Origin of the sequence: Enterobacter quasihormaechei (genome assembly GCF_004331385.1) — a bacterium.
Lineage (GTDB): Bacteria > Pseudomonadota > Gammaproteobacteria > Enterobacterales > Enterobacteriaceae > Enterobacter > Enterobacter quasihormaechei.
The window spans coordinates 35530-59940 of the sequence record NZ_SJON01000002.1 but is presented as its reverse complement, the minus strand read 5'-3'; the positions used below and the strand labels follow the sequence as shown (position 1 = coordinate 59940).

Below are 24411 nucleotides of genomic sequence, written 5' to 3'. Positions count from 1 at the left end.
GATCGTTCCCATCCCCCCTCTGACAGAAGGGGCGCTTATCATAATGCATTCTCCCTGCGCAGACCGTGGTCAATGATAAAGATTTTGCTTACGGTCATATAACCGCTTCCTTGAGGAGTCGGGGATGCTTTACCATACTGGGTTCTTACCGAACTCGTTAAATGGATGCCACATGTTCAAGCGTCGTTATGCAGCGCTGTTACCTGCGCTTATTCTTCTGTCCGCCTGTAGTAGCAAACCCAAAACTGAAGCCGTTCAGCCAACGGCTGGCGCGCCTTCCGGCGGGTTCCTGCTGGAACCACAGCATAATATGATGCAGATGGGCGGCGACTTCGCGAATAACCCTGCGGCCGAACAGTTCATCGATAAAATGGTGAGCAAGCACGGTTTTGACCGCCAGCAGCTGCATGCCATTTTGTCTCAGGCGAAGCGTCTGGACTACGTGCTGCGCCTGATGGACAGGCAGGCACCGTCGGCCCAGGTGCCGACCGGGCCAAACGGCGCGTGGCTGCGCTACCGCAAACAGTTTATTACCCCGGACAACGTGCAGAACGGCGTGGCGTTCTGGAATCAGTATGAAGACGCCCTGAACCGCGCCTGGCAGGTCTACGGCGTGCCGCCGGAAATTATCGTCGGGATTATTGGGGTAGAGACCCGCTGGGGCCGCATTATGGGCAAAACCCGCATCCTCGACGCGCTGGCGACGCTCTCCTTCAACTACCCGCGCCGCGCGGAGTATTTCTCCTCCGAGCTGGAAACTTTCCTGCTGATGGCGCGAGACGAACAGGACGATCCGTTGGATCTGAAAGGGTCGTTTGCCGGAGCCATGGGCTACGGCCAGTTTATGCCGTCTTCCTATAAGCAGTACGCGGTAGATTTTAACGGGGATGGTCACATCAACCTGTGGGATCCCGAAGACGCCATCGGCAGCGTGGCCAACTACTTTAAAGCGCACGGCTGGACGCCGGGCGGCCAGGTGGCGGTGCAGGCGAACGGCGAGGCGTTCGGCCTGGAAAACGGATTTAAGACCAAATACAGCGTTGCACAGCTGGCAGCGGCAGGCTTAACGCCGTCGCAGCCGCTGGGTAACGTTGACCAGGTGAGCCTGCTGCGCCTGGATGTCGGAACGGGCTACCAGTACTGGTTCGGACTGCCGAACTTCTACACCATTACCCGCTACAACCACAGTACGCACTATGCGATGGCGGTGTGGCAGCTGGGCCTGGCGGTGTCCCAGGCGCGCGTGCCGGCGGCGTCACCGTTCAGCCAGTAATTGCCTTCTCCACAGCCGGTGCGCCCGCACCGGCTATTTTCTGAAGCCCCCTCGTAAAACCCGACGCGCATCCCCATATCTTTCGAGAAAGTGCTATCTTGTGCTGCATGTTTTTCTAAGGCCTGGAGCGAGAATGACTGACCATGAATTGATGCAGCTTAGCGAAGTGGTAGGGCTGGCGCTGAAGCAGCGCGGCGCGACTATCACGACCGCAGAATCCTGCACCGGCGGCTGGGTGGCGAAAGTGATTACCGATATTGCCGGCAGTTCCGCCTGGTTTGAACGCGGCTTTGTGACCTACAGTAACGAGGCTAAAGCGCAGATGATTGGCGTGCGTGAAGCCACGCTCGAACAGCATGGCGCGGTCAGCGAGCCGGTGGTGATCGAGATGGCAATTGGCGCGCTGAAAGAGGCGCGCGCAGATTACGCTATCTCAATCAGCGGCATCGCGGGGCCGGACGGCGGCAGCGACGTGAAGCCTGTCGGCACCGTCTGGTTTGGCTTTGCCACCTCAAAAGGTGAAGGGATCACCCGCCGGGAATGCTTCAGCGGCGATCGCGAAAGCGTGCGTCGTCAGGCAACGGAATACGCGTTAAAAACGCTCTGGCAACAATTTCTACAAAATACTTGATACTGTATGACTATACAGTATAATTGCCTCAACAGAACAGAAGTCCATGGTGAAGCGCAGTTGCTTCTCCCGGCATGACAGGAGTAATAATGGCTATCGACGAAAACAAACAGAAAGCGTTGGCGGCAGCACTGGGCCAGATCGAAAAGCAATTCGGTAAAGGCTCCATCATGCGCCTGGGTGAAGACCGTTCCATGGACGTGGAAACTATCTCCACCGGTTCGCTTTCTCTTGATATCGCACTGGGCGCTGGCGGTTTGCCGATGGGCCGTATCGTAGAAATCTACGGTCCGGAATCCTCGGGTAAAACCACTCTGACGTTGCAGGTTGTTGCGGCGGCACAGCGCGAAGGTAAAACCTGTGCGTTTATCGATGCCGAGCACGCGCTGGACCCAGTCTATGCCCGTAAGCTGGGCGTTGATATCGACAACCTGCTGTGCTCCCAGCCGGATACCGGCGAGCAGGCGCTGGAAATTTGTGATGCGCTGGCGCGCTCAGGTGCGGTTGACGTGATCATCGTCGACTCCGTTGCGGCGCTGACGCCAAAAGCGGAAATTGAAGGTGAAATCGGTGACTCTCACATGGGCCTCGCGGCACGTATGATGAGCCAGGCGATGCGTAAGCTGGCGGGTAACCTGAAGCAGTCCAACACGCTGCTGATCTTCATCAACCAGATCCGTATGAAAATTGGTGTGATGTTCGGTAACCCGGAAACCACCACCGGTGGTAACGCACTGAAATTCTACGCTTCTGTCCGTCTGGATATCCGCCGTATCGGCGCGGTGAAAGAGGGTGATAACGTAGTCGGTAGCGAAACCCGCGTGAAGGTTGTGAAGAACAAAATCGCAGCACCGTTCAAACAGGCTGAGTTCCAGATCCTCTACGGCGAAGGCATCAACTTCCTCGGCGAGCTGGTTGACCTGGGCGTGAAAGAGAAGCTGATTGAAAAAGCGGGCGCATGGTACAGCTACAACGGTGACAAGATTGGTCAGGGTAAAGCGAATGCAATCTCCTGGCTGAAGGAGAACCCGGCGGCGGCGAAAGAGATTGAGAAGAAGGTGCGTGAACTCCTGCTGAGCAACCAGGACTCCAAACCTGATTTCGTGGTCGATGGCGCGGATGCTGAAGAAACCAACGAAGACTTTTAATCCTCTCGGATAAAAATGAAGGGCTGCTGATGCGGCCCTTTTTGCATTTCTGAATCGACAGGTTTTTTTATGAGTGAACCGACATCACGCCGACCAGCTTACGCGCGCTTGCTGGATCGGGCCGTGCGAATTCTTGCCGTGCGTGACCATAGCGAACAGGAGCTACGGCGGAAACTGTCAGCGCCCGTCATGAGCAAAAATGGGCCAGAAGACATTGATGCCACCGCAGAGGATTATGACCGTGTGGTTGCCTGGTGCTATGAGCATCACTATCTGGATGACGGCCATTTTGCCGCTCGCTTTCTCGCCAGCCGCGGCCGCAAAGGTTACGGCCCCGCGCGTATCCGCCAGGAGCTGAACCAGAAAGGCGTAGCCCGTGAATCGATTGAAAAAGCCATGCGTGAAAGCGAAATCGACTGGTGCGAACTGGCGCGTGAACAGGCAGTACGTAAATACGGAGAGCCGCTGCCGCGTGAATTTTCAGAAAAAGTTAAAATCCAGCGCTTTTTGCTCTACCGCGGCTTCCTGATGGAAGATATTCAGGATATCTGGCGTAATTTTACCGATTGAACGCATGCGGGATTTTACTTCCCACTAAAGAAAACTTATCTTATTCCCACTTTTTCCAGTAGCTGGTCCGTCCAACTGTTTACAGATACAGATCTGCTGCGACATTTCGTTAGCTTGATTTCAGGATAATTATGAGCAAGAGCACCGCTGAGATCCGTCAGGCGTTTCTCGATTTTTTCCATAGTAAGGGACACCAGGTTGTTGCCAGCAGCTCCCTGGTACCGAACAATGACCCGACTCTGCTGTTTACCAACGCCGGGATGAACCAGTTCAAGGATGTATTCCTTGGTCTCGACAAGCGTAATTATTCCCGCGCTACAACCTCACAGCGTTGCGTGCGTGCGGGCGGTAAACACAACGATCTGGAAAACGTCGGTTACACCGCGCGCCACCATACCTTCTTCGAAATGCTGGGTAACTTCAGCTTCGGTGACTACTTCAAACACGACGCCATTCAATACGCGTGGGAACTGTTGACCGGTGAAAACTGGTTCAATCTGCCGAAAGAGCGTCTGTGGGTGACCGTGTACGAGACCGATGACGAAGCGTTCGACATTTGGGAAAAAGAAGTGGGTATCCCTCGCGAACGTATCATTCGTATCGGTGACAACAAAGGCGCGCCTTACGCGTCCGACAACTTCTGGCAGATGGGCGACACCGGCCCTTGCGGTCCGTGCACCGAGATCTTCTACGATCACGGCGACCATATTTGGGGCGGCCCTCCGGGCAGCGCGGAAGAAGATGGCGATCGCTACATTGAGATCTGGAACATCGTCTTCATGCAGTTTAACCGTCAGGCCGACGGCACCATGGAGCCGCTGCCAAAACCATCCGTCGATACCGGTATGGGTCTGGAGCGTATCGCGGCCGTTCTGCAACACGTCAACTCTAACTATGAGATTGACCTGTTCAGCACCCTGATCAAAGCCGTTGCCGACGTGACGGGCGCAACCGATCTGAACAACAAGTCTCTGCGCGTTATCGCAGACCATATTCGTTCCTGTGCGTTCCTGATTGCCGACGGCGTTATCCCGTCGAATGAAAACCGTGGCTATGTGCTGCGTCGTATCATTCGTCGTGCGATCCGTCATGGCAACATGCTGGGCGCGAAGGACACCTTCTTCTATAAGCTCGTTGGGCCACTGATTGGCGTGATGGGCTCTGCCGGCGAAGAGCTGAAACGCCAGCAGGCGCAGGTCGAGCAGGTTCTGAAAACCGAAGAAGAGCAGTTTGCCCGTACGCTGGAGCGCGGACTTGCGCTGCTGGACGACGAGCTGGCGAAACTCAAGGGCGACACGCTGGATGGCGAAACGGCTTTCCGCCTGTACGACACTTATGGCTTCCCGGTTGACCTGACGGCTGACGTTTGCCGCGAGCGCAACATCAAAGTTGACGAAGCCGGCTTCGAAGCCGCAATGGAAGAGCAGCGTCGTCGTGCGCGTGAATCCAGCGGTTTTGGCGCAGACTACAATGCAATGATCCGCGTTGATAGCGCGTCTGAATTTAAAGGCTACGAAGAGCTGGCCCTGACCAGCAACGTGACCGCGCTGTTTGTTGACGGGAAAGCCGTAGACAGCATTAGCGCGGGCCAGGAAGCGGTTGTTATCCTGGATAAAACGCCATTCTATGCGGAATCCGGCGGCCAGGTTGGCGATAAAGGCGAACTGAAGGGCAATGGCTTTAGCTTCAGCGTAAGCGACACCCAGAAATACGGCCAGGCGATTGGTCACCAGGGCAAACTGGTTTCCGGCTCTCTGAAAGTGGGCGAGGGCGTTCAGGCCAACGTTGATGAAGCTCGCCGCGCGCGCATTCGTCTGAACCACTCGGCAACCCACCTGATGCACGCTGCCCTGCGCGACGTGCTGGGTACTCACGTTGCACAGAAAGGTTCACTGGTTAACGACAAAATGCTGCGTTTCGACTTCTCGCATTTTGAAGCTATGAAGCCGTCTGAAATCCGTGCGGTGGAAGATCTGGTGAATGCCCAGATCCGTCGTAATCTGCCAATCGAAACCCACGTTATGGATCTCGAGGACGCGAAGAAGAAAGGCGCGATGGCGCTGTTTGGCGAGAAATATGACGACCGCGTTCGCGTGCTGAGCATGGGCGACTTCTCTACCGAACTGTGCGGCGGTACTCACGCATCGCGCACCGGCGATATCGGTCTGTTCCGTATCGTTTCTGAATCAGGCACCGCGGCGGGCGTTCGTCGTATCGAAGCGGTGACCGGGGAAGGCGCCATCGCCAGCCTGCACGCGCAGAGCGACCAGCTGCATGAGATCGCGCAGCTGCTGAAAGGCGATAGCCAGAACCTGGGCGAGAAAGTGCGTGTCGCGCTGGATCGTACCCGTCAGCTGGAAAAAGAGCTCCAGCAGCTGAAAGAACAGGCTGCGGCGCAGGAGAGCGCAAACCTCTCCAGCAAAGCGGTAGACATTAAGGGCGTCAAACTGCTGGTCAGCGATCTGGCGGGCGTTGAGCCTAAGATGCTGCGTACGATGGTCGACGATCTGAAGAACCAGCTTGGTTCAACGGTTATCGTGCTGGCAACGGTCGCAGAGGGTAAGGTTTCTCTGATTGCGGGCGTCTCTAAGGATGTGACAGACCGTGTTAAAGCAGGGGAATTGATTGGCATGGTCGCCCAGCAGGTGGGTGGCAAAGGTGGCGGTCGTCCGGACATGGCGCAAGCCGGTGGTACGGATGCGGCGGCACTTCCCGCGGCATTGGCCAGCGTTGAAAGCTGGGTAAGCGCGAAACTGTAATAACTAAAAAGCACAAGCAGACGCCATAACGGTAACGTTATGGCGTCTTGCTCACTGCGCTATCGATAACGATAAAGTCAGGTTGAGTTTGTGTATATCGGCTAAACTTACGTTTAACAGAATGTGATGCCGTGACTGCTTACACTTTACGTGTTTGTCATCGCTTACTTTTTGGCGTTATATGATGGATAATGCCGGGATACAAGAGACCCGACTCTTTTAATCTTTCAAGGAGCAAAGAATGCTGATTCTGACTCGTCGAGTTGGTGAGACCCTCATGATTGGGGATGAGGTCACCGTGACAGTTTTAGGGGTAAAGGGTAACCAGGTACGTATTGGTGTTAACGCTCCTAAAGAAGTATCTGTCCACCGTGAAGAGATCTACCAGCGTATCCAGGCTGAAAAATCCCAGCAGTCCAGTTACTGATATTGTCGCGTCTCGCTGTCGGGCGAGACGCAACCCTCCTGCTATTTTTCCTGCATAAAGTTACCGTTCTATTTCAAACGCTTCGTTTTTGACCACTCTCATAATCTTATCTCGTCGAAATGACCCGCTTCTCTCAACAGATTTCTGTGAAGATGCCTGCAAAATCCGCTTATAAAACACTCTCTTTGCGGCTTTTACATGCGAATTGCGTGCGAATTGTGCAAACGAAAAAAGCATGTGGAAAATTGTTTGACTTATAAGTCCCAGAAAGTAATATATGCGCCACGCAGCGACGAGAAGCTCTTAACGAGTTACTCGAAGCACTCGAAAGAGGCGTTGTGTGGTGAGGTGGCCGAGAGGCTGAAGGCGCTCCCCTGCTAAGGGAGTATGCGGTCAAAAGCTGCATCCGGGGTTCGAATCCCCGCCTCACCGCCATTTTGCATCCGTAGCTCAGCTGGATAGAGTACTCGGCTACGAACCGAGCGGTCGGAGGTTCGAATCCTCCCGGATGCACCATCTATTACTTCATATTGCTTTCGAAGTGATATGAATATCGAGCAGTACAGTAGTAAATCCCGATGCATCCGTAGCTCAGCTGGATAGAGTACTCGGCTACGAACCGAGCGGTCGGAGGTTCGAATCCTCCCGGATGCACCATTTACTATTTCTGAAAGCAGTTCCCTGATGCATCCGTAGCTCAGCTGGATAGAGTACTCGGCTACGAACCGAGCGGTCGGAGGTTCGAATCCTCCCGGATGCACCATATTCTCCGAGATAACAGCGATGCTGTTGTTTCAAGGTCTGCGAGTTAATCGCAAGCACCAGGGAGGATAACGTTGCTTTAGCAACGGCCCGCAGGGCGAGGCGCAGCCGAGTAATCCTCCCGGATGCACCATTTACTGTTTCTAAAAGCATTTCCCGATGCATCCGTAGCTCAGCTGGATAGAGTACTCGGCTACGAACCGAGCGGTCGGAGGTTCGAATCCTCCCGGATGCACCATCTCTTCTTGTCGTCCCCTTCAATGTTTAGTTCTTAATCACTCTCGTTGTTATCACTTCGCAATCAGCGACAAAAATCCCCTTTTACGATAAAGTAATGCTTTGTTAATCGGTTAGCGAGAGCACGATGTACGCACAGTATGACGGTTTGATCTTCGACATGGACGGCACCCTCCTGGATACCGAACCCACGCATCGCCAGGCCTGGACCGACGTTCTTGCCCGTTACGGTATGCGTTTCGATCTACAGGCGATGATTGCCCTCAACGGATCGCCCACCTGGCGTATCGCACAGGCCGTGATTGAGCTGAATCAGGCCGATCTCGACCCGCACCTGCTCGCGCGTGAAAAAACCGACGCGGTAAAAGCCATACTGCTGGACACCGTGCAGCCATTACCGCTCATTGACGTCGTCAAAGCGTGGCACGGGCGTCGTCCTATGTCTGTCGGCACGGGCAGCGAGAGCGCGATTGCTGAAGCGCTACTCAACCATCTTGGCCTGCGCCACTATTTTTCTGCGGTCGTGGCCGCCGATCACGTTAAAAATCACAAACCCGCTCCGGACACCTTCCTGCTCTGCGCAGAATTAATGGGTGTCCCGGCTGCAAAATGCGTTGTGTTTGAAGATGCCGACTTTGGTATTCAGGCCGCGCGTGATGCCGGAATGGCGGCGGTGGACGTTCGCTTACTGTGAGTGACGCGCTGTCACTTGCTTCATTATTCGCCAGCAGTTTTTTAAGCTCCACCCTCTTGCCGGGGAATTCGGAAGTGGTACTGGTGGCGATGCTGTTGTCCGGCGTGAGTCAGCCCTGGTTGCTGGTCTTAATAGCAACAATGGGTAATAGCCTTGGAGGGCTGACTAACGTTATTCTTGGACGTTTCTTTCCGCTACGCGAAAAATCTCGCTGGCAGGAAAAGGCAGTGGGCTGGCTAAAACGCTATGGCGCTGCCACGCTGTTATTAAGCTGGATGCCTGTAATAGGCGATTTACTGTGTCTGCTGGCGGGATGGATGCGCATCTCCTGGGGACCGGTGCTCTTTTTTTTGTGCCTTGGCAAGGCGTTACGCTATGTTTTATTGGCATGGGTAACACTACAGGGTATGACGTGGTGGCACTAATTGGTGGAATGAATTCGCGACCTTCAATCGTCAACCATTACAATTATGCTGAGTGACAATTTTTTGACAGGCGGGAGGTCAAATTGATCCCGGACGTATCACAGGCGCTGGCCTGGCTGGAAAACCACCCTCAGGCACTGAAGGGGATTCAGCGTGGGCTTGAGCGCGAAACGCTGCGCGTAAATGCGGATGGTAGCTTAGCGACAACGGGACACCCGAAGGCGTTAGGCTCGGCGCTGACACATAAATGGATCACAACCGATTTCGCCGAAGCGCTGCTGGAGTTCATCACGCCGGTAGACGGTGATATTGATCATATGCTGACGATCATGCGCGATGTGCATCGCTTTACCGCCCGCAACCTCGGCGACGAGCGTATGTGGCCGCTCAGCATGCCGTGCTATATCGAGCAGGGGCAGGATATCGAGCTGGCGCAGTACGGCACCTCTAACGTGGGGCGGATGAAAACGCTGTACCGTGAAGGCCTGAAAAACCGCTACGGCGCACTGATGCAGACGATCTCTGGCGTGCACTACAATTTCTCTCTGCCGATGGCGTTCTGGCAGGCGAAATGCGGTGAAACGGATAAAGACGCGATCTCTGCGGGCTACTTCCGCCTGATCCGCAATTATTACCGTTTTGGCTGGGTTATTCCGTATCTGTTTGGCGCGTCGCCGGCCATCTGTTCATCGTTCCTGCAAGGGAAACCGACCACGCTGCCGTTCGAGAAGACCGAGTGTGGCATGTATTACCTGCCGTACGCGACCTCTCTTCGCCTGAGCGACCTTGGCTATACCAATAAATCGCAAAGCAATCTCGGAATTACGTTTAACGATCTGCACGACTATGTGGCAGGCTTGAAGCGGGCGATCAAAACTCCGTCGGAAGAGTACGAAAAAATCGGCCTCGAAAAAGACGGCAAGCGCCTGCAAATCAACAGCAACGTATTGCAGATTGAGAACGAACTGTATGCGCCGATTCGTCCGAAGCGCGTAACGCGCAGCGGTGAAACGCCGTCGGATGCGCTACAGCGCGGCGGGATTGAATACATTGAAGTGCGCTCGCTGGATATCAACCCGTTCTCGCCGATTGGCGTTGACGAGCAGCAGGTTCGCTTCCTCGACCTGTTTATGGTCTGGTGCGTCCTGGCGGATGCGCCGGAAATGAGTTCCGACGAGCTGCTGTGTACCCGTACCAACTGGAATCGCGTGATTCTGGAAGGGCGTAAGCCGGGCCTGACGTTAGGGATTGGCTGTGAAACGGCGCAGTTCCCGCTCTCTAAGGTGGGGAAAGATCTGTTCAATGACCTGAAGCGCGTTGCCCAGACGCTGGATAGCGTGTACGGCGGCGAAGCATACCAGAAGGTCTGCGACGAACTGGTTGAAAGCTTTGATAACCCGGAACTGACGTTCTCGGCACGCATTCTGCGTTCTATGATTGAGCAGGGAATTGGCGGCACAGGACGTTCACTGTCAGCGGAGTACCGTGAGATGCTTATGCAGGAGCCGTTAGAGGTTCTGAGCGAAGCGGATTTTGTGGCGGAGCGCGATGCATCCGTTGTGCGTCAGAAAGCGATCGAAGCGGCGGATACGGAGTCGTTTGAGGCGTTTCTGGCGAAGCAGGCTTGAACCAAAAGAAAAAGGCCACATCGCTGTGGCCAAAATATACATCTCTGAATTCAGGGATGATGATAACAAATGCGCGTCTTTCATATACTCAGACGCGCATTCTGTAGAAGAGTTCAGTTTATTTTAAAAAAATCACTATCGGAGGTGACGTATGCCGTTATTAGATAGCTTTACTGTCGACCATACCCGTATGGAAGCACCAGCAGTCCGCGTGGCGAAGACCATGAACACGCCGCACGGCGACACGATCACCGTTTTCGACCTGCGCTTCTGCGTGCCGAATAAAGAAGTGATGCCGGAGAAAGGCATTCACACGCTGGAACACCTGTTTGCTGGCTTCATGCGCGACCACCTGAACGGCAACGGCGTGGAGATCATCGATATCTCTCCGATGGGCTGCCGCACCGGTTTTTACATGAGCCTGATTGGTCAGCCGGAAGAGAAACGCGTTGCGGATGCGTGGAAAGCGGCGATGGAAGACGTGCTGAAGGTGAAAGAGCAGAACCAGATCCCTGAGCTGAACGTTTACCAGTGCGGCACTTACCAGATGCACTCTCTGGAAGAAGCCCAGGACATTGCCCGTCATATCATCGAACGTGATGTTCGTGTAAACAGCAACGACGAGCTGGCCCTGCCAAAAGAAAAACTTCAGGAACTGCACATTTAGTATTGTGCCCGTGGATGCCCGGTGGCGCTTCGCTGACCGGGCCTACAATCCTTTATCGGTACTGATAATCGTGGACAACCGGGCCGGACAGAGGCCCGGTTATCGTAGGCCGGGTAAGGCGTAGCCGCCACCCGGCAACCCATAAACAGGGTTAATGCGCACCGCCGCCGCCGCTACCGGCACCAAACGGTGGTTTGGCAAACCACACCAGCCCCAGCAGGACGATAAAGATCCCCGCCGATATCCAGAATATCTCGTTTGCCGAGATAATCAGCCCCTGGTTGGTGATTTGCTGGGCAAGCCAGCCGGACGCCTGCTGCTCCGTCATGCCCATCCCCTCAAGCTGGCTATACATCTGCTGAGCGTTAGGGTTGAACGGGTTCACCGCTTCGGTCAGCTGGGCGTGGTGCATCGATTCCCGGTTGGTCCACAGCGTGGTGGTAATCGAGGTCCCGATGGAGCCCGCCAGCGTACGGGTAAAGTTCGACAGGCTCGATGCCGCCGCCATCCGCTCTGGCGGCAAGCCGGAAAGCGTAATGGTGGTCAGCGGCATAAAGAAGCACGCTACGGCAAAGCCCTGAATAAACTGCGGCCACGCGGAGGCGCCAAAGTCCATTCCCGGTTCGAACGTATACGCGCGCCAGTAGAAGCACACGGCGTACATGATGAAGCTGAACGTCACCAGCCTGCGCATGTCGAGCTTATGGGCGAAACGGCCAATAATCGGCGACAGCAGAACCGGAATTAACCCCACCGGCGCGGAGGCCAGCCCCGCCCAGGTTGCGGTATAGCCGTACACCTCCTGCAACAGCTGCGGCAGCAGAACAATCGCGCCGAAGTAGAGCATATAGGCGAGGCTGATACAGAGGCAGCCGATGGTGAAGTTTCGCGATTTAAACAGCGAGAGATCGACTATCGGGTTATCGTCCGTCAGCTCCCAGACAATCAGGAAGCTAATGGCGACCACGGCGACCACCGTCAGCACGATGATTTCCGTAGAGGCGAACCAGTCCAGCTCTTTACCCCGGTCGAGCATGATTTGCAGGCTGCCGATGCCGACCACCAGCAGCGCCAGACCGATACCATCGATCCGCCGCTGTTCGGTTCGCGTTTCGCGACCGCGCAGAGACTGTAGCGTCATCAGCACCACCAGCGCACCGATGGGCACGTTGATGAAGAAGATCCAGCCCCAGTGATAGTTATCGCTGATGTAACCGCCGAGGATAGGCCCGCAAATCGGGGCGACAATCACCGTCATCGACCACAGAGCGAGCGCGATGGAGCGTTTGGCGGGCGGATAGTTGTTCAGCAGCAAACTCTGCGACAGCGGGATCAACGGCCCGGCGACAATCCCCTGGATGACGCGGAAGAATATCAGCATCGTCAGGCTGCTGGACATCCCGCAGGCCCAGGAGGCCAGCACGAACAGGATCGTCGACCAGAGGAACAGCTTCACTTCACCGACGCGCTTCGCCAGCCAGCCGGTGATGGGGATGGAGATGGCGTTCGCCACCCCGAACGAGGTAATGACCCAGGTTCCCTGGCTCAGCGATGAGCCAAGGTTCCCGGCGATGGTTGGGATCGCCACGTTTGCGATGGTGGAGTCCAGCACCTGCATGAATGTCGCCAGCGACAGCGCAATGGTCATAATGACCAGCTGCGCCCCCTCCAGCGGTTTTTGCGGCTTTTGCTGTTGCATAACGCTCACCTTCGAATTAACCGGCGTTTGCCTTCACGATGTCATCGATCAGCTTATTAACCGGATCGAGGCTAATTTCACGGGCGTTACTTTCATAAGCTGGCGTGCTGCGCACCTGATTTGCGAGGATCTGACCGTCGCGGTTGGCGGTATCAACCGTCACCAGCGTGGAAAGGCCAATTCGCAGCGGATGGTCCGCCAGCTGTTTGGCGTCCAGTTCAATACGCACGGGCAGGCGCTGTACCACTTTGATCCAGTTGCCGGTGGCGTTCTGCGCAGGCAGCAGGCTGAACGCGCTGCCGGTCCCCATGTCCAGACCGACCACTTTACCGGTGTACTTCACGTCATCGCCGTAGATATCGCTGACCACGGTTGCGGTCTGGCCGATACGCATATGCGCCAGCTGGGTCTCTTTGAAGTTCGCATCCACCCACAGATTATTCGCCGGAACGACCGCCATCAGCGGCGTGGTGGTGCCAATCTGCGCGCCGGGCTGTACGGAACGACGGGAAACGTAGCCGGTCATCGGGCTGACGATTTTGGTACGTTGCAGGGCAAGCCATGCGTTGCGCACTTCGGTCGCCGCCTGTTTCACCGCCGGCTGGTTTTCCAGAGAGGTGCCCAGCACCATCGCCTGGTTAGCGTTGTACTGCTGAATAGCCACGTCCAGCTGCGCCTGTGCGCTGGCCACCGCATCGCGGGCGTGCTGCAACTCTTCACGGCCAATCAGGTTGGCGGTGCCGAGAGGAACACGACGCTTAAGGTCGCTCTGCGCCTGGGCCAGGGCCGTTTTCTGCACGTCGATACTGGCCTGAAGCTGTTTGCTGTTGATCATCAGCTGGCGGGTCTGGCGAACGCTGGAGGCCAGCGCCGTCTGTGCTTTTTCAAACGCCTGTTGGGCGTCGGTCGGGTCGAGCGTGACCAGCACATCCCCTTTTTTCACAAAGTCGGTGTTGTCAGCCCAGACTTTCGTCACGCTGCCCGACACCTGTGCCATGATTTGAACCTGATTTCCTGCCACGTATGCATCGTCTGTCTCTTCAACATGACGCAATACTAAAAACCAATAAATCCCATATGCCACGGCAATAATAATAAAGAGCAAGGTCAGCAGAATAAGGGCGCTCTTACGTTTGCCCTTCTTGTTAACCGGTTGCTGCGGGGGAGTGTTCTCCGCATTTGCGCTCATTGTTGTTCTCCACGATCTTTTTATTTTCACATCGGCTGAGCCGACCTGTTGTCAGAAAGGCCAGCAGTTTCACGTGCTGGCCTGTCAGTTTTTCTTTTGAAATCTGGATGGTTGAGCGGATCGTCGCGTTAGCGCAGCGCCTCAAGAATGACGCCATCTTCATCCATCTGATCCAGACGGGTGAGCAGCTTGCGAGTAATGTGCTCAAGCTGGTCGCGCTCGGCGGTGCTGAGGGCGGACCAGAGCTGGTGCAGGCAGTTATGCTGCGGGGGCAGCACTTCGCGCAGGAATTCGTGACCTTTCTCGGTCAGTTGCAGATGCAGGCAGCGGCGATCGTTATCGCTTTCACGGCGTTCGATCCAGCCGCGCTTCTCCAGCTCATCAGCAATACGGGTGGCATTGGTACGGGATGAACCCAGCGCGCAGCTCAGTTCAGACGGCTGAATGCTGTGGTTTTCCTGAGACTCAAGCGTAATCAACGCCATAAATAACGTCTCGTTAATCCCTTGCGCTTTCAGCATCTTATTACGATTTTCCAGCAGCTTACCCTGCATGTGCATGCACAGGCGAGTCAGCAGGATCTCCTGATACGGGAAGTCCTCATGACGACTGGCGCGGAACTTAAGCATTTGTTCAATGGGCGTAAACGAACTATCCATTTTGGGCATAACCTCATTAATTACAGCCGATATAGTAACGATAGTGACAAATAATGTAAATGAATTATTTGTGCGGTTATATCCGCCAAACGAATGTCACCATCAGAAAGCGCCGGGTAAATCCGTGACCCGGTGAGCACAGAAAGCGTGGGGTGTATACCCGCGAAAGAGGGGATGTGAGGACAGGGGTCTGAACTATTCATGCCGGTAGTAAATATGTCACCCACAGTAAAATTTCTGGGATAAATGATTACCGTTACATTAACAGATGCAGGCCCCCTTTACACCCCAGGGGGCCCAAAGCAATGTAAAACTTAGTGAATTGCTTCCTGGCGGTGGTAGCCGCGCCACCACACCAGCAGATTTATCGCCGCGACGATGGCGCCGATGGCGCATACGCCCGTCCAGCCCGCATGCTGCCAGGCGGAGGCTGAGATCAACGAGCCCGCCGCGCCGCCGATAAAGTAGCTGGTCATATATCCGGCCGTCAGACGGTTACGTGCGTCCGGCTTCACGCGGTAAATAACGGTCTGGTTGGTGATGTGTACGCCCTGCACGGTGAGGTCGAGCACCAGAATACCGACGATCAGCGCCAGCACTGAGACGTGTCCGTACCAGATGGCCGCCCAGGAGAGCAGGAGCAACACCAGCCCGGCGGAGGTGGTCATATGCGATTTGCCTTTGTCGGCCAGCCCACCGGCCGGGCGTGCGCCCAGCGCACCAGCCGCGCCTGCCAGCCCGAACAGGCCAATCACCCCTTCTGAGTAGTTAAACGGCGGTGCGGCGAGCAGAAATGCCATCGACGTCCATAAGATGCTGAAGTTGGCGAAGGTAAGACACCCCAGAATGGCGCGCGTGCGCAGGAGTTTATCCTGCGTAAAGAGGCTGAAAACGGAGGCGAGAAGCTGGGGATAGTTCAGGTGATTCTCCTGCTTCACTTTCGGCAGGCCGCGCCACAGCGCCAGCGCCATGATAACCATCAGCACGCTCGCCACCCAGTAGACGGTGCGCCAGCCGCCGAGGCTCGCCAGCAGCCCGGCAACGGTTCGCGCCAGCAGGATGCCCAGCAGCAGGCCGCTCATGATAGTGCCGACCACTTTGCCGCGTTTTTCCGGGGACGCCAGCGTAGCGGCAAGGGGAACCAGAATTTGCGCCACCACCGAGAACAGGCCAGTCAGCGCGGTGCCAATAATCATCATCGTTAACGACTGGCTGCTGGCAGTGATCAGCATCCCGCCTGCCGCCAGAAGCGTCATAGAGACGATAAGCATCCGGCGCTCAAACATATCGCCCAATGGCACCAGGAACAGCAGCCCTGCCGCATAGCCGAGCTGCGCAGCGGTGACGATAAAGCCGGCGGAGCTGGCGGAAAGATCGAAGGCGCGCGCGATAGTATCAAGCAGAGGCTGCGCGTAATAGTTGCTGGCGACTGCCAGACCCGTTGCCACGGACATTAAAAGGATGAGTGCAGGGCTAAGCCCCTGAGATGTTTTTGTCATTAGTTTCAGGAATCGTGAGTTAAGTGATTATTTTTCCGGAAACATAATAACCAATGATTGAGAATGTTGGGGGATTGTTATGTGTGTGTTTGTGCGGTTAATCCCCTCACCCCAGCCCTCTCCCCTTTGGGGAGAGGGTGAGGGGTAAGGTTATGTTGTATTTTTACTTCTGCGCCGCAAGCGCCTCTTTCACCCAGCCATCAAACTGCTGCTGGTGGGCTTTGATCCAGCCATCCACGTGGCCTTTAATATCGGCTTCGGACGATTTACCCGCGTGCATCATCGCGTTCTGAGCGTTGATGTCCGCCAGCGGCAGCTTCATCACCGAGAACAATTTCGCCGCAGCCGGGTTTTTCTCTGCCCAGGCTTTGTTCGCCACGATATGCATGGTGTTCACCGGGAAGCCATAGTTCATGCCGTTCGGCAGTTTGGTGTCGATATCTTTCTGCTCGCCCGGCAGGGAGGAGAAGGGCACCTGCAACCACACCACGTCTTTGCCCGGCTTCAGCACGTCGCTCACCCAGTACGGCGTCCAGGTGTAGTAGATCACCGGCTTGCCTTCTTTAAAGCGGGCGATGGTGTCGGCCATCATCGCGGAGTAATTGCCGTGACTCACGTCGACGGTTTTCGCCAGATCGAACGCTTTGTTCTGGTGGTTGATCACCGCTTCACAGCCCCAGCCCGGTGAACAGCCCATCATGTCCGCTTTGCCGTCGCCGTTGGTGTCGAACAGTCTGGCGATCTTCGGATCTTTCAGCTGTTCAATATTGGTGATGTGATACTGGTCGGCGGTTTTCTTGTCGATCAGATAGCCCTGTGCCGCGCCGGTCACGAAGGTGCCTTCGCGGTAGAATTTCTTGTCACCGCCTGCGGCAGCAAACATATCGTCGTGCAATGGCTGCCAGTTCACGGCGGTAAAGGTGGCATCACCGGAGGCAATCGAGGTATAGCCCACGTTGTAATCCACTTCGCTGGCGGTATTTACGGTATAGCCCAGCTTCTCCAGCGCGCGGCTGACGAGCTGCGTCTGGAAGGACTCTTCCGAAATGGTGCTTTGCACCGGCTGCACGGTAATGCCTTTGCCCGGCAGGTCAGCGGCAAACGCGCTGGTGGAGACAAGGGTCGCAAACGCTGTGGCAAAAAGTACGTTATGTCGCATCGTTGTTCCTTATTTTGTGAAGGGGCGGGTGAGTAACCCGACAGGGCCGGTGGTGTACCAGCGACGGTTGCCGCGACTGCGTGAATCACGACCGACAGCCTGGGTCAGGCGGTCAAGAATGATGGCAAGGATCACAATCCCGACGCCGCCGACGGTCGCCAGCCCCATATCAAGACGGCCAATACCACGCAGTACCATCTGGCCTAAACCGCCAACGGCAATCATCGAGGCGATTACCACCATGGACAGCGCCAGCATCAGGGTCTGGTTCACGCCTGCCATAATGGTCGGCATCGCCAGCGGAAGCTGAACCTTGAACAGCATCTGACGCGGGCTGGCGCCGAACGAGCGCGAGGCCTCAATCAGATCCGCAGGCACCTGGTTAATGCCCAGGATCGTCAGGCGAATAATCGGCGGCAGGGCGAAGATTATGGTCACCACTACCCCCGGCACGTTACCGATACCGAACAGCATGACGATAGGCACCAGGTAAACGAACGCCGGCGTGGTCTGCATCGCATCCAGCAGCGGGCGAATAATTTTCGCGGCCCGCGGGCTGCGCGCCAGCCAGATCCCCATCGGTAGCCCGATGACAATGCAGAAGAGCAGGGCGGTCAGCACCAGCGCCAGGGTAATCATCGCCTGAGACCACGCACCAATCGCGCCGATGGCAATCAGAGAGATCAGCGTGGCGACGCCCATCCCCGCGCTACCGAACTGCCACGCGATCAGCGAGAACAGGATAATCGCCACGGGCGCAGGCATGCCCAGCATCAGCTGCTGGAAACCGTTCAGGATGTAATCCACCGGGATGCGGATCCCCTGGAACACCGGGCGGAAGTGGGTAACGACCCAGTCGATCCCCTCCGTCACCCAGCTGTCCAGCGGGATCAGCGTCTTGTGGAACGGATCCATAATATTGAAATGCTCTGGCGCAGGCGCAGGTGCGCTGTTGAGCCAGTCCGCCGCGCCGCCGCCGTCGGCAGGTGCGGGCGTGGAACCCCACGCATCGGCAGATTGCGCCGCGCTGTCCGCAGCGTCAGTGGTACCCCATGGGTTTGATTGATCAGCCATTGTTTGCCCCCTCGCGATCTAAAGCCTGTAGCAACATCCGTTTTGAGATGATGCCAACGTACTGTTGCTCTTCCCCGACAACCGGCACGGCGCAAGGCGCCTGACCCACGTGAGAGAGCAACTCGCTGAGCGGCGTTTCGGCGTCCACGGCAAGCGGAGCGTCAATCAACGCCGCATCGATTCCCTGGTTTTCGCTCAGGGCGGTTTTCAGAGAGTCGATGGAGACAACGCCGACAAATTTATTGCCGCGTTCAACCAGATAACCGTATTCACGATCTTCATCCTGCAACAGCTTCAGCGCGGAGCGCGGGCCGAAACCTGGCGTTTTTCGAATAATGCCGTTTGGCGTTCGGCGGGCAATATCTTTCGCGCTAAATACGTGGCTAATATCCACGCCGCGGAAGAAGGTGCGCACATAATCATTTGCCGGATTATTGAGAATTTCATCCGGCGTACCGACCTGCACCACCTCGCCATTTTGCATAATGGCAATTCGATCGCCAATACGCATGGCTTCATCCAGATCGTGAGAAATAAACACGATGGTGCGCTGATGTTTGGCCTGTAATTTTACCAGCTCATCCTGCATCTCGGTACGAATTAAGGGATCGAGCGCCGAGAAAGCTTCGTCCATTAATAAAATATCTGGATTAATGGCTAATGCGCGGGCTAATCCCACGCGCTGACGCATGCCGCCTGACAGCTCATCCGGGTAGGCATGAGCGTAATTTTCCAGCCCAACCTGACGCAGCGCATCCAGGGCTTTTTCCTGACGTTCCTGAGCGGGCGTGCCGGCTAACTCCATGCCGAAGGCGGTATTATCGAGCACCGTCATGTGCGGCATCAGCGCAAATGACTGAAACACCATCGCAATTTTCTTTCTGCGCACCTCGCGGAGTTCTGCGTCTGAGATTCTGGCGATATCCACGCCGTCAATCAGCACCTGTCCGCGGGTGGGTTCAATCAGGCGATTGAGAAGGCGAACCATAGTGGATTTACCCGAACCGGATAATCCCATGATGACAAAAATCTCGCCTTCTTCAATGGCCAGACTGGCGTCTTTAACGCCAAGCGATAGCCCTGTTTTTTCCAGAATTTGCTCTTTCGAAAGGCCTTTCTCAATATATTTGAAAGCACGCTGCGGGTGCTCGCCAAATACTTTATAAAGATTTTTCACTTCTAATTTAATTGCCATGCAATAGAGAGTGTCCTGTTATTTGTTTATGTCGATATGATTACCATGGTAAATAGTTAACTGGCATTACCCTAACATACTCAGAATCTGAGACAACCCTGAGCGGGCATGAGGTCGGAATTTTGCCACAAGCGAAACGGCTGAATTTCCCATGAATAAAGGGCTGAGGGCGGTTTGAATTTTTCTCAATTTTTTGCTGCTGCATGGGGAAATTCCGCCTGAATCGGTGTGATTCAGGCGAATATGACGTGGAAATTACAGTGTAGTACGTAGTGAAATATTCGGCCGGGAATAATGAACTTTATATTTAATTAACGAACGTTAATTCACTCATTAAAAATCCCAGTCCTCATCTTCCGTCTCCACCGCTTTACCCATCACGTACGATGAGCCGGACCCGGAAAAGAAGTCGTGGTTTTCATCCGCGTTGGGCGACAGCGCCGCGAGGATCGCCGGGTTCACCTCCGCCATCTCCGGCGGGAAAAGCGCCTCGTAGCCCAGGTTCATCAGCGCCTTATTGGCGTTGTAGCAGAGGAACGCTTTTACGTCCTCTTCCCAGCCCGTTCCGGCGTACAGTTCTTCGGTATAGCTCAGCTCGTTGTCGTACAGATCCATCAGCAAATCGAGCGCAAATCCCTTCAACTCTTCCTGCTTCGCTGTGCTGACTTTTTCCAGCCCTTTCTGGTACTTATAGCCGATGTAATACCCGTGTACCGCTTCATCCCTGATGATGAGGCGAATCAAATCGGCGGTATTGGTGAGCTTGCCCCGGCTCGACCAGTACATGGGCAGCCAGAAGCCGGAATAGAAGAGAAAAGATTCCAGGAACACGCTGGCGATCTTCTTCTTCAGCGGCTCGTCGGCGCGATAATACTCCAGCACCAGCTCCGCCTTCCGCTGCAATGACGCGCTCTCTTCGCTCCAGGCGTAGGCCGCGTCCACGTCTCTGGTCTGGCAGAGCGTCGAGAAAATCGAGCTGTAGGAGCGGGCATGGACCGCCTCCATAAAGCTGATATTCGACATCACCGCCTCTTCGTGCGGCGTCAGCGCATCGCTCATCAGCGCGGGGGCACCCACGGTATTCTGAATCGTGTCCAGCAGCGTCAGGCCGGTAAAGACGCGGATTGTCAGCTGCTGCCCGGCGTGGCTGAGCGTTTGCCAGGCCGGAATATCGTTGGAAAGCGGCACCTTTTCCGGCAGCCAGAAGTTGCTGGTCAGGCGGTTCCACACCTCCAGGTCTTTATCGTCCTGAATCTTGTTCCAGTTAACGGCACTCACGCGTGACAGTTTCATCCTTTCTCCTTACAGCGCGCAGGACACGCAGCCTTCGATTTCGGTGCCTTCCAGCGCAAGCTGGCGCAGGCGAATGTAGTACAGCGTTTTGATGCCTTTCTTCCAGGCGTAAATCTGCGCCTTATTGATATCCCGCGTGGTGGCGGTATCCGGGAAGAAGAGCGTCAGCGATAGCCCCTGATCCACGTGCTTTGTCGCCTCGGCGTAGGTATCAATGATTTTCTCCGGCCCGATCTCATAGGCGTCCTGATAGAGCGCCAGATTGTCGTTGGTCATAAACGGGGCAGGGTAGTAGACGCGTCCGGTTTTGCCTTCCTTGCGGATTTCAATCTTCGACACGATCGGGTGAATGCTCGACGTGGCGTGATTGATATAGGAAATAGAGCCGGTCGGCGGCACCGCCTGAAGGTTCTGGTTATAGATGCCGTAGCGCATCACATCGTCGCGCAGCTGCTGCCACATCTCGCGCGTCGGCAGGGTAATGCCGGCGCGGTCAAACAGCGCGCGCACTTTTTCGGTTTTCGGCTGCCAGTCGCCTTCCAGATACTGGCTGAAATATTCCCCGCTGGCGTAGCGCGACTGCTCAAAGCCTGCGAACCGCTGGCTGCGCTCGCGCGCCAGCATCATTGAGGTATGCAGCGCATGCCAGGTGATGGTGTAGAAATAGAGATTCGTGAAATCCAGCCCTTCCGGGCTGCCGTAGGCGATGCCTTCCCGCGCCAGGTAGCCGTGCAGGTTCATCTGCCCCAGGCCGATGGCGTGCGACGCGGCGTTGCCCGCCTCAATGGACGGCACGCTGCGGATGTGGCTCATGTCCGATACCGCCGTCAGCCCGCGAACGGCGGTTTCCACCGTGCGGCCAAAATCTGGCGAATCCATGGTGTGGGCAATATTCAGCGACCCGAGGTTACAGGAGATATCTTTGCCGATGTCCGCGTAGTCGAGGTTTTCGTCATAGGTGGAGGTGCTGTTGACCTGCAAAATCTCCGAGCACAGGTTGCTCATGTTGATGCGCCCGGCAATCGGGCTGGCGCGGTTAACCGTATCCTCGTACATGATGTACGGGTAGCCGGACTCAAACTGAATTTCCGCAAGCGTCTGGAAGAAATCGCGGGCGTTGATGTACTTCTTGCGGATGCGATCGTCTGCAACCAGCTCGTCATAAAGCTCGCTTATCGCCACGTCGCCAAACGCTTTGCCGTAGACACGTTCAACGTCATACGGCGAGAACAGCGCCATGTCGGCATTCTCTTTGGCCAGCTTAAAGGTGATATCCGGGATAACCACACCGAGCGACAGGGTTTTGATGCGGATTTTTTCGTCGGCGTTTTCACGTTTGGTATCCAGAAAACGCAGGATGTCCGGGTGGTGCGCGTGCAGGTAAACCGCCCCCGCGCCCTGACGCGCGCCAAGCTGGTTGGCGTAGGAGAAGGCATCTTCCAGCATCTTCATCACCGGGATGACGCCGGAAGACTGGTTTTCGATGCGTTTGATTGGCGCGCCCGCTTCCCGCAGGTTTGAGAGCAGAAACGCCACGCCGCCGCCGCGTTTCGACAGCTGTAGCGCCGAATTCACCGCACGGCCAATCGACTCCATATTGTCTTCAATACGCAGCAGGAAGCAGGAGACCAGCTCGCCGCGCTGGGCTTTGCCGCAGTTAAGGAAGGTTGGCGTGGCAGGCTGGAAGCGGCCTGAGAGGATCTCCTCCGTCAGCCTTTCGGCCAGAGCTTCATCGCCCTGCGCCAGCGTCAGGGCCACCATGACGACCCGATCTTCAAAGCTTTCTAAATAGCGTTTGCCGTCGAAGGTTTTCAGGGTGTAGCTGGTGTAATACTTCCATGCGCCAAGAAACGTCTGGAAGCGAAAACCGCTGGCGTGCGCACGTGCAAACAATGCCTCCACGAAGGCGCGATCGTAGCGGGTCAGGACGCGCTCTTCGTAATATCCCTCTTTTACCAGATAGTCGAGACGTTCCCGCTGGCTGCCAAAGGTAACGCTGTTCGGGCGTACGTGGGCGGCAAAAAAGGCGTCCACCGCCTCACGATCTTTATCAAGCTGAATGCGCCCCTCGCGGTCGTAGAGGTTAAGCATTGCGTTTAATGCGTGGTAATCCGGCGTCGCCTGAATCACGCGTTCTGCGGTTGTCGTTGCCAAAATTCGTTCACTCCTTTACGCACGTTCTCTACGTCCTGCTGTGTCCCCATCAGTTCAAAACGATAGAGATACGGCACGCCGCATTTTTGAGAGATGACATCCCCGGCGCGGGCAAAGGCCTCGCCGAAATTACGATTGCCCGCCGCAATCACGCCGCGAATCAGCTGTCGGTTATGGGGATTGTTCAGAAAGCGGATCACCTGACGGGGAACGGCCCCCGCGGTGCCACCGCCGCCATAGCTCGGCACCACCAGTATGTAAGGTTCGTCTACCTGAATACGCTCCCGCTCGTTCAGCGGGATGCGTATCGCAGGCAGCCCGAGGCGCTCCATAAACCGAAGCGTGTTTTCCGAGCTGCTGGAAAAGTAGACCAGCCTGCTCATGCACTGACGGCCTGAGCGGCAAGACGGTTGATCATATCCGGGCGAAAGCCAGACCAGCTGGTATCACCGGCAACCACCACCGGAAGCTGACGAAAACCCTGCGCCCGCAGGATGTCAGCCGCGTCGGGCACCTGATCAAGATTGACCATCTCAAAAGCCACGCCGCGGCTCTCCATCGCCCGTTTCGTGGCGTGGCACTGAACACAATCGTTACGAGTGTAAATAATAATGCTCATGATTCGTATTTCCATTTAGAATGAGAGAACGGCGCGAGTAAACGCGTCATGTTGTGTGTGTCTGTCTAAAAGGAATACTAGATGTAGTTGCGTTAAGTTTCAACCACACAAGATATGGGAAATTTGGATTAATAAGGCCCTAATGATGAGCCCGGCGGGGCAGGGCGGGCTGTGCATGTTCTTCAGGCTTTCCGGCAAAGAAAAGCCCCGGCGCCAGGGGCAACCGGGGCTAAGAACTCGCGCTTACTTACGCAGGCTAAGCAGGGCGCCGACAAAAATGCCGACCGCCGCCACCGTTCCCAGCGTACACAGCGGTTTTTCACGTACGAAGGTGGTGGCGCAGCTGGCCATGTCGCAGGCCGCCTGGGTGGTACGTGAGCGGCCATTCATCCTTGCGCGCGTTTCACGCAGCAGAGACTGAGCCTTACGTTTCGCGGCATCTGTTTCATCCTTCGCATCAGAGCCCCAGGATTTCAGCACCGCTTCCAGCGTATCCGCTAATTGGCTGACATCATTACGAATATCCTGGGTGTCGTCGTTAATATCGTTTCGGTTCGGTCTGTTAAACATACGATCCTCCATAATTTGTGTTCCCGTTTAGTTTAGTTCAGAAATTTAATATCTGAAGCCAGTCACGGGTTATCGGGCAG

Annotated in this window: 22 protein-coding genes and 5 tRNA genes; 15 read left to right on the top strand and 12 right to left on the bottom strand. The window is 55.7% G+C overall.

The annotated features are described in order from the left end of the window. Positions 1-172: 172 nt before the first annotated feature. The 15 genes from mltB (at position 173) to luxS (ending at position 11221) form a co-directional block, all read left to right on the top strand. The gene (gene mltB / locus E0L16_RS02880; RefSeq protein WP_172807027.1) at positions 173-1273 is read left to right on the top strand and encodes a lytic murein transglycosylase B; all 1101 of its coding nucleotides are present in this window, start codon (positions 173-175) and stop codon (positions 1271-1273) included. A 133-nt stretch (positions 1274-1406) separates the two neighbouring features. Continuing rightward, complete coding sequence (pncC, locus tag E0L16_RS02875; protein ID WP_063869426.1) at positions 1407-1904, top strand: nicotinamide-nucleotide amidase; 498 nt, start codon at positions 1407-1409, stop codon at positions 1902-1904. 89 nt (positions 1905-1993) lie between these two features. Further along, a complete protein-coding gene (gene recA / locus E0L16_RS02870) occupies positions 1994-3052 on the top strand; it encodes a recombinase RecA (RefSeq protein ID WP_022649140.1) in 1059 nt (352 codons plus the stop codon). A 69-nt stretch (positions 3053-3121) separates the two neighbouring features. After that, a complete protein-coding gene (recX, locus tag E0L16_RS02865) occupies positions 3122-3622 on the top strand; it encodes a recombination regulator RecX (RefSeq protein ID WP_107533589.1) in 501 nt (166 codons plus the stop codon). Positions 3623-3753: 131 nt separating this feature from the next. Next, entirely contained in the window at positions 3754-6381 is a 2628-nt protein-coding gene (alaS, locus tag E0L16_RS02860) for an alanine--tRNA ligase (protein WP_063869430.1), read from the top strand. Between the two features lie 241 nt (positions 6382-6622). After that, positions 6623-6808, top strand: a complete 186-nt coding sequence (gene csrA, locus E0L16_RS02855; RefSeq protein ID WP_000906486.1) for a carbon storage regulator CsrA — start codon at positions 6623-6625, stop codon at positions 6806-6808. Between the two features lie 342 nt (positions 6809-7150). Continuing rightward, positions 7151-7243, top strand: a tRNA-Ser gene (locus E0L16_RS02850). A gap of 4 nt (positions 7244-7247) precedes the next feature. Next, positions 7248-7324: transfer RNA gene (locus E0L16_RS02845), tRNA-Arg, on the top strand. 64 nt (positions 7325-7388) lie between these two features. Then, positions 7389-7465: transfer RNA gene (locus E0L16_RS02840), tRNA-Arg, on the top strand. 29 nt (positions 7466-7494) lie between these two features. Next, positions 7495-7571: transfer RNA gene (locus E0L16_RS02835), tRNA-Arg, on the top strand. Between the two features lie 160 nt (positions 7572-7731). Then, a tRNA-Arg gene (locus tag E0L16_RS02830) sits at positions 7732-7808 on the top strand. A 126-nt stretch (positions 7809-7934) separates the two neighbouring features. Next, complete coding sequence (gene yqaB, locus E0L16_RS02825) at positions 7935-8501, top strand: fructose-1-phosphate/6-phosphogluconate phosphatase (RefSeq protein WP_063869432.1); 567 nt, start codon at positions 7935-7937, stop codon at positions 8499-8501. Continuing rightward, positions 8498-8926, top strand: a complete 429-nt coding sequence (locus E0L16_RS02820) for a YqaA family protein (RefSeq protein ID WP_017692791.1) — start codon at positions 8498-8500, stop codon at positions 8924-8926. The genes yqaB and E0L16_RS02820 overlap by 4 nt, the downstream gene beginning before the upstream one ends. An 83-nt stretch (positions 8927-9009) precedes the next feature. Further along, positions 9010-10554 (top strand): glutamate--cysteine ligase, encoded by a 1545-nt coding sequence (gshA, locus tag E0L16_RS02815; protein ID WP_131636281.1) that lies wholly within the window; start codon positions 9010-9012, stop codon positions 10552-10554. Positions 10555-10705: 151 nt separating this feature from the next. Next, positions 10706-11221: an S-ribosylhomocysteine lyase gene (gene luxS, locus E0L16_RS02810; RefSeq protein WP_063451839.1), complete on the top strand. Its 516-nt coding sequence runs from the start codon at positions 10706-10708 to the stop codon at positions 11219-11221. A 151-nt stretch (positions 11222-11372) separates the two neighbouring features. Here the strand turns inward: luxS and emrB are convergent, their stop codons facing one another. From emrB to E0L16_RS02750, 12 genes are all read right to left on the bottom strand, one after another. After that, positions 11373-12920, bottom strand: coding sequence for a multidrug efflux MFS transporter permease subunit EmrB (gene emrB / locus E0L16_RS02805; RefSeq protein WP_006811709.1), 1548 nt, complete (start codon positions 12918-12920; stop codon positions 11373-11375). 16 nt (positions 12921-12936) lie between these two features. Beyond that, positions 12937-14109, bottom strand: a complete 1173-nt coding sequence (gene emrA / locus E0L16_RS02800; protein WP_064909826.1) for a multidrug efflux MFS transporter periplasmic adaptor subunit EmrA — start codon at positions 14107-14109, stop codon at positions 12937-12939. A 128-nt stretch (positions 14110-14237) separates the two neighbouring features. Next, positions 14238-14768, bottom strand: a complete 531-nt coding sequence (gene emrR, locus E0L16_RS02795; RefSeq protein ID WP_017694792.1) for a multidrug efflux transporter EmrAB transcriptional repressor EmrR — start codon at positions 14766-14768, stop codon at positions 14238-14240. A gap of 314 nt (positions 14769-15082) precedes the next feature. Next, positions 15083-16267 (bottom strand): MFS transporter, encoded by a 1185-nt coding sequence (locus E0L16_RS02790; protein WP_107533585.1) that lies wholly within the window; start codon positions 16265-16267, stop codon positions 15083-15085. A gap of 163 nt (positions 16268-16430) precedes the next feature. Continuing rightward, complete coding sequence (gene proX / locus E0L16_RS02785; protein ID WP_063869439.1) at positions 16431-17426, bottom strand: glycine betaine/L-proline ABC transporter substrate-binding protein ProX; 996 nt, start codon at positions 17424-17426, stop codon at positions 16431-16433. Between the two features lie 9 nt (positions 17427-17435). Then, positions 17436-18500 carry a glycine betaine/L-proline ABC transporter permease ProW gene (proW, locus tag E0L16_RS02780; protein WP_063869441.1) on the bottom strand — a complete coding sequence of 355 codons (1065 nt, stop codon included), beginning with the start codon at positions 18498-18500 and terminating at the stop codon, positions 17436-17438. Further along, positions 18493-19695: a glycine betaine/L-proline ABC transporter ATP-binding protein ProV gene (gene proV / locus E0L16_RS02775; RefSeq protein ID WP_063869443.1), complete on the bottom strand. Its 1203-nt coding sequence runs from the start codon at positions 19693-19695 to the stop codon at positions 18493-18495. The genes proW and proV overlap by 8 nt, the downstream gene beginning before the upstream one ends. Before the next feature lie 333 nt (positions 19696-20028). Continuing rightward, entirely contained in the window at positions 20029-20988 is a 960-nt protein-coding gene (gene nrdF, locus E0L16_RS02770) for a class 1b ribonucleoside-diphosphate reductase subunit beta (protein WP_131636280.1), read from the bottom strand. A 9-nt stretch (positions 20989-20997) separates the two neighbouring features. After that, on the bottom strand, positions 20998-23142 hold the full coding sequence (gene nrdE, locus E0L16_RS02765; RefSeq protein ID WP_131636279.1) for a class 1b ribonucleoside-diphosphate reductase subunit alpha: 2145 nt from the start codon (positions 23140-23142) through the stop codon (positions 20998-21000). Then, positions 23115-23525: a class Ib ribonucleoside-diphosphate reductase assembly flavoprotein NrdI gene (gene nrdI / locus E0L16_RS02760; RefSeq protein ID WP_131636278.1), complete on the bottom strand. Its 411-nt coding sequence runs from the start codon at positions 23523-23525 to the stop codon at positions 23115-23117. The genes nrdE and nrdI overlap by 28 nt, the downstream gene beginning before the upstream one ends. Further along, entirely contained in the window at positions 23522-23761 is a 240-nt protein-coding gene (gene nrdH / locus E0L16_RS02755) for a glutaredoxin-like protein NrdH (protein WP_063451831.1), read from the bottom strand. Before nrdH ends, nrdI begins: the two co-directional genes overlap by 4 nt. Positions 23762-24004: 243 nt before the next feature. Further along, positions 24005-24331 carry an ElaB/YgaM/YqjD family protein gene (locus E0L16_RS02750; protein ID WP_063869453.1) on the bottom strand — a complete coding sequence of 109 codons (327 nt, stop codon included), beginning with the start codon at positions 24329-24331 and terminating at the stop codon, positions 24005-24007. Positions 24332-24411 lie beyond the last annotated feature (80 nt).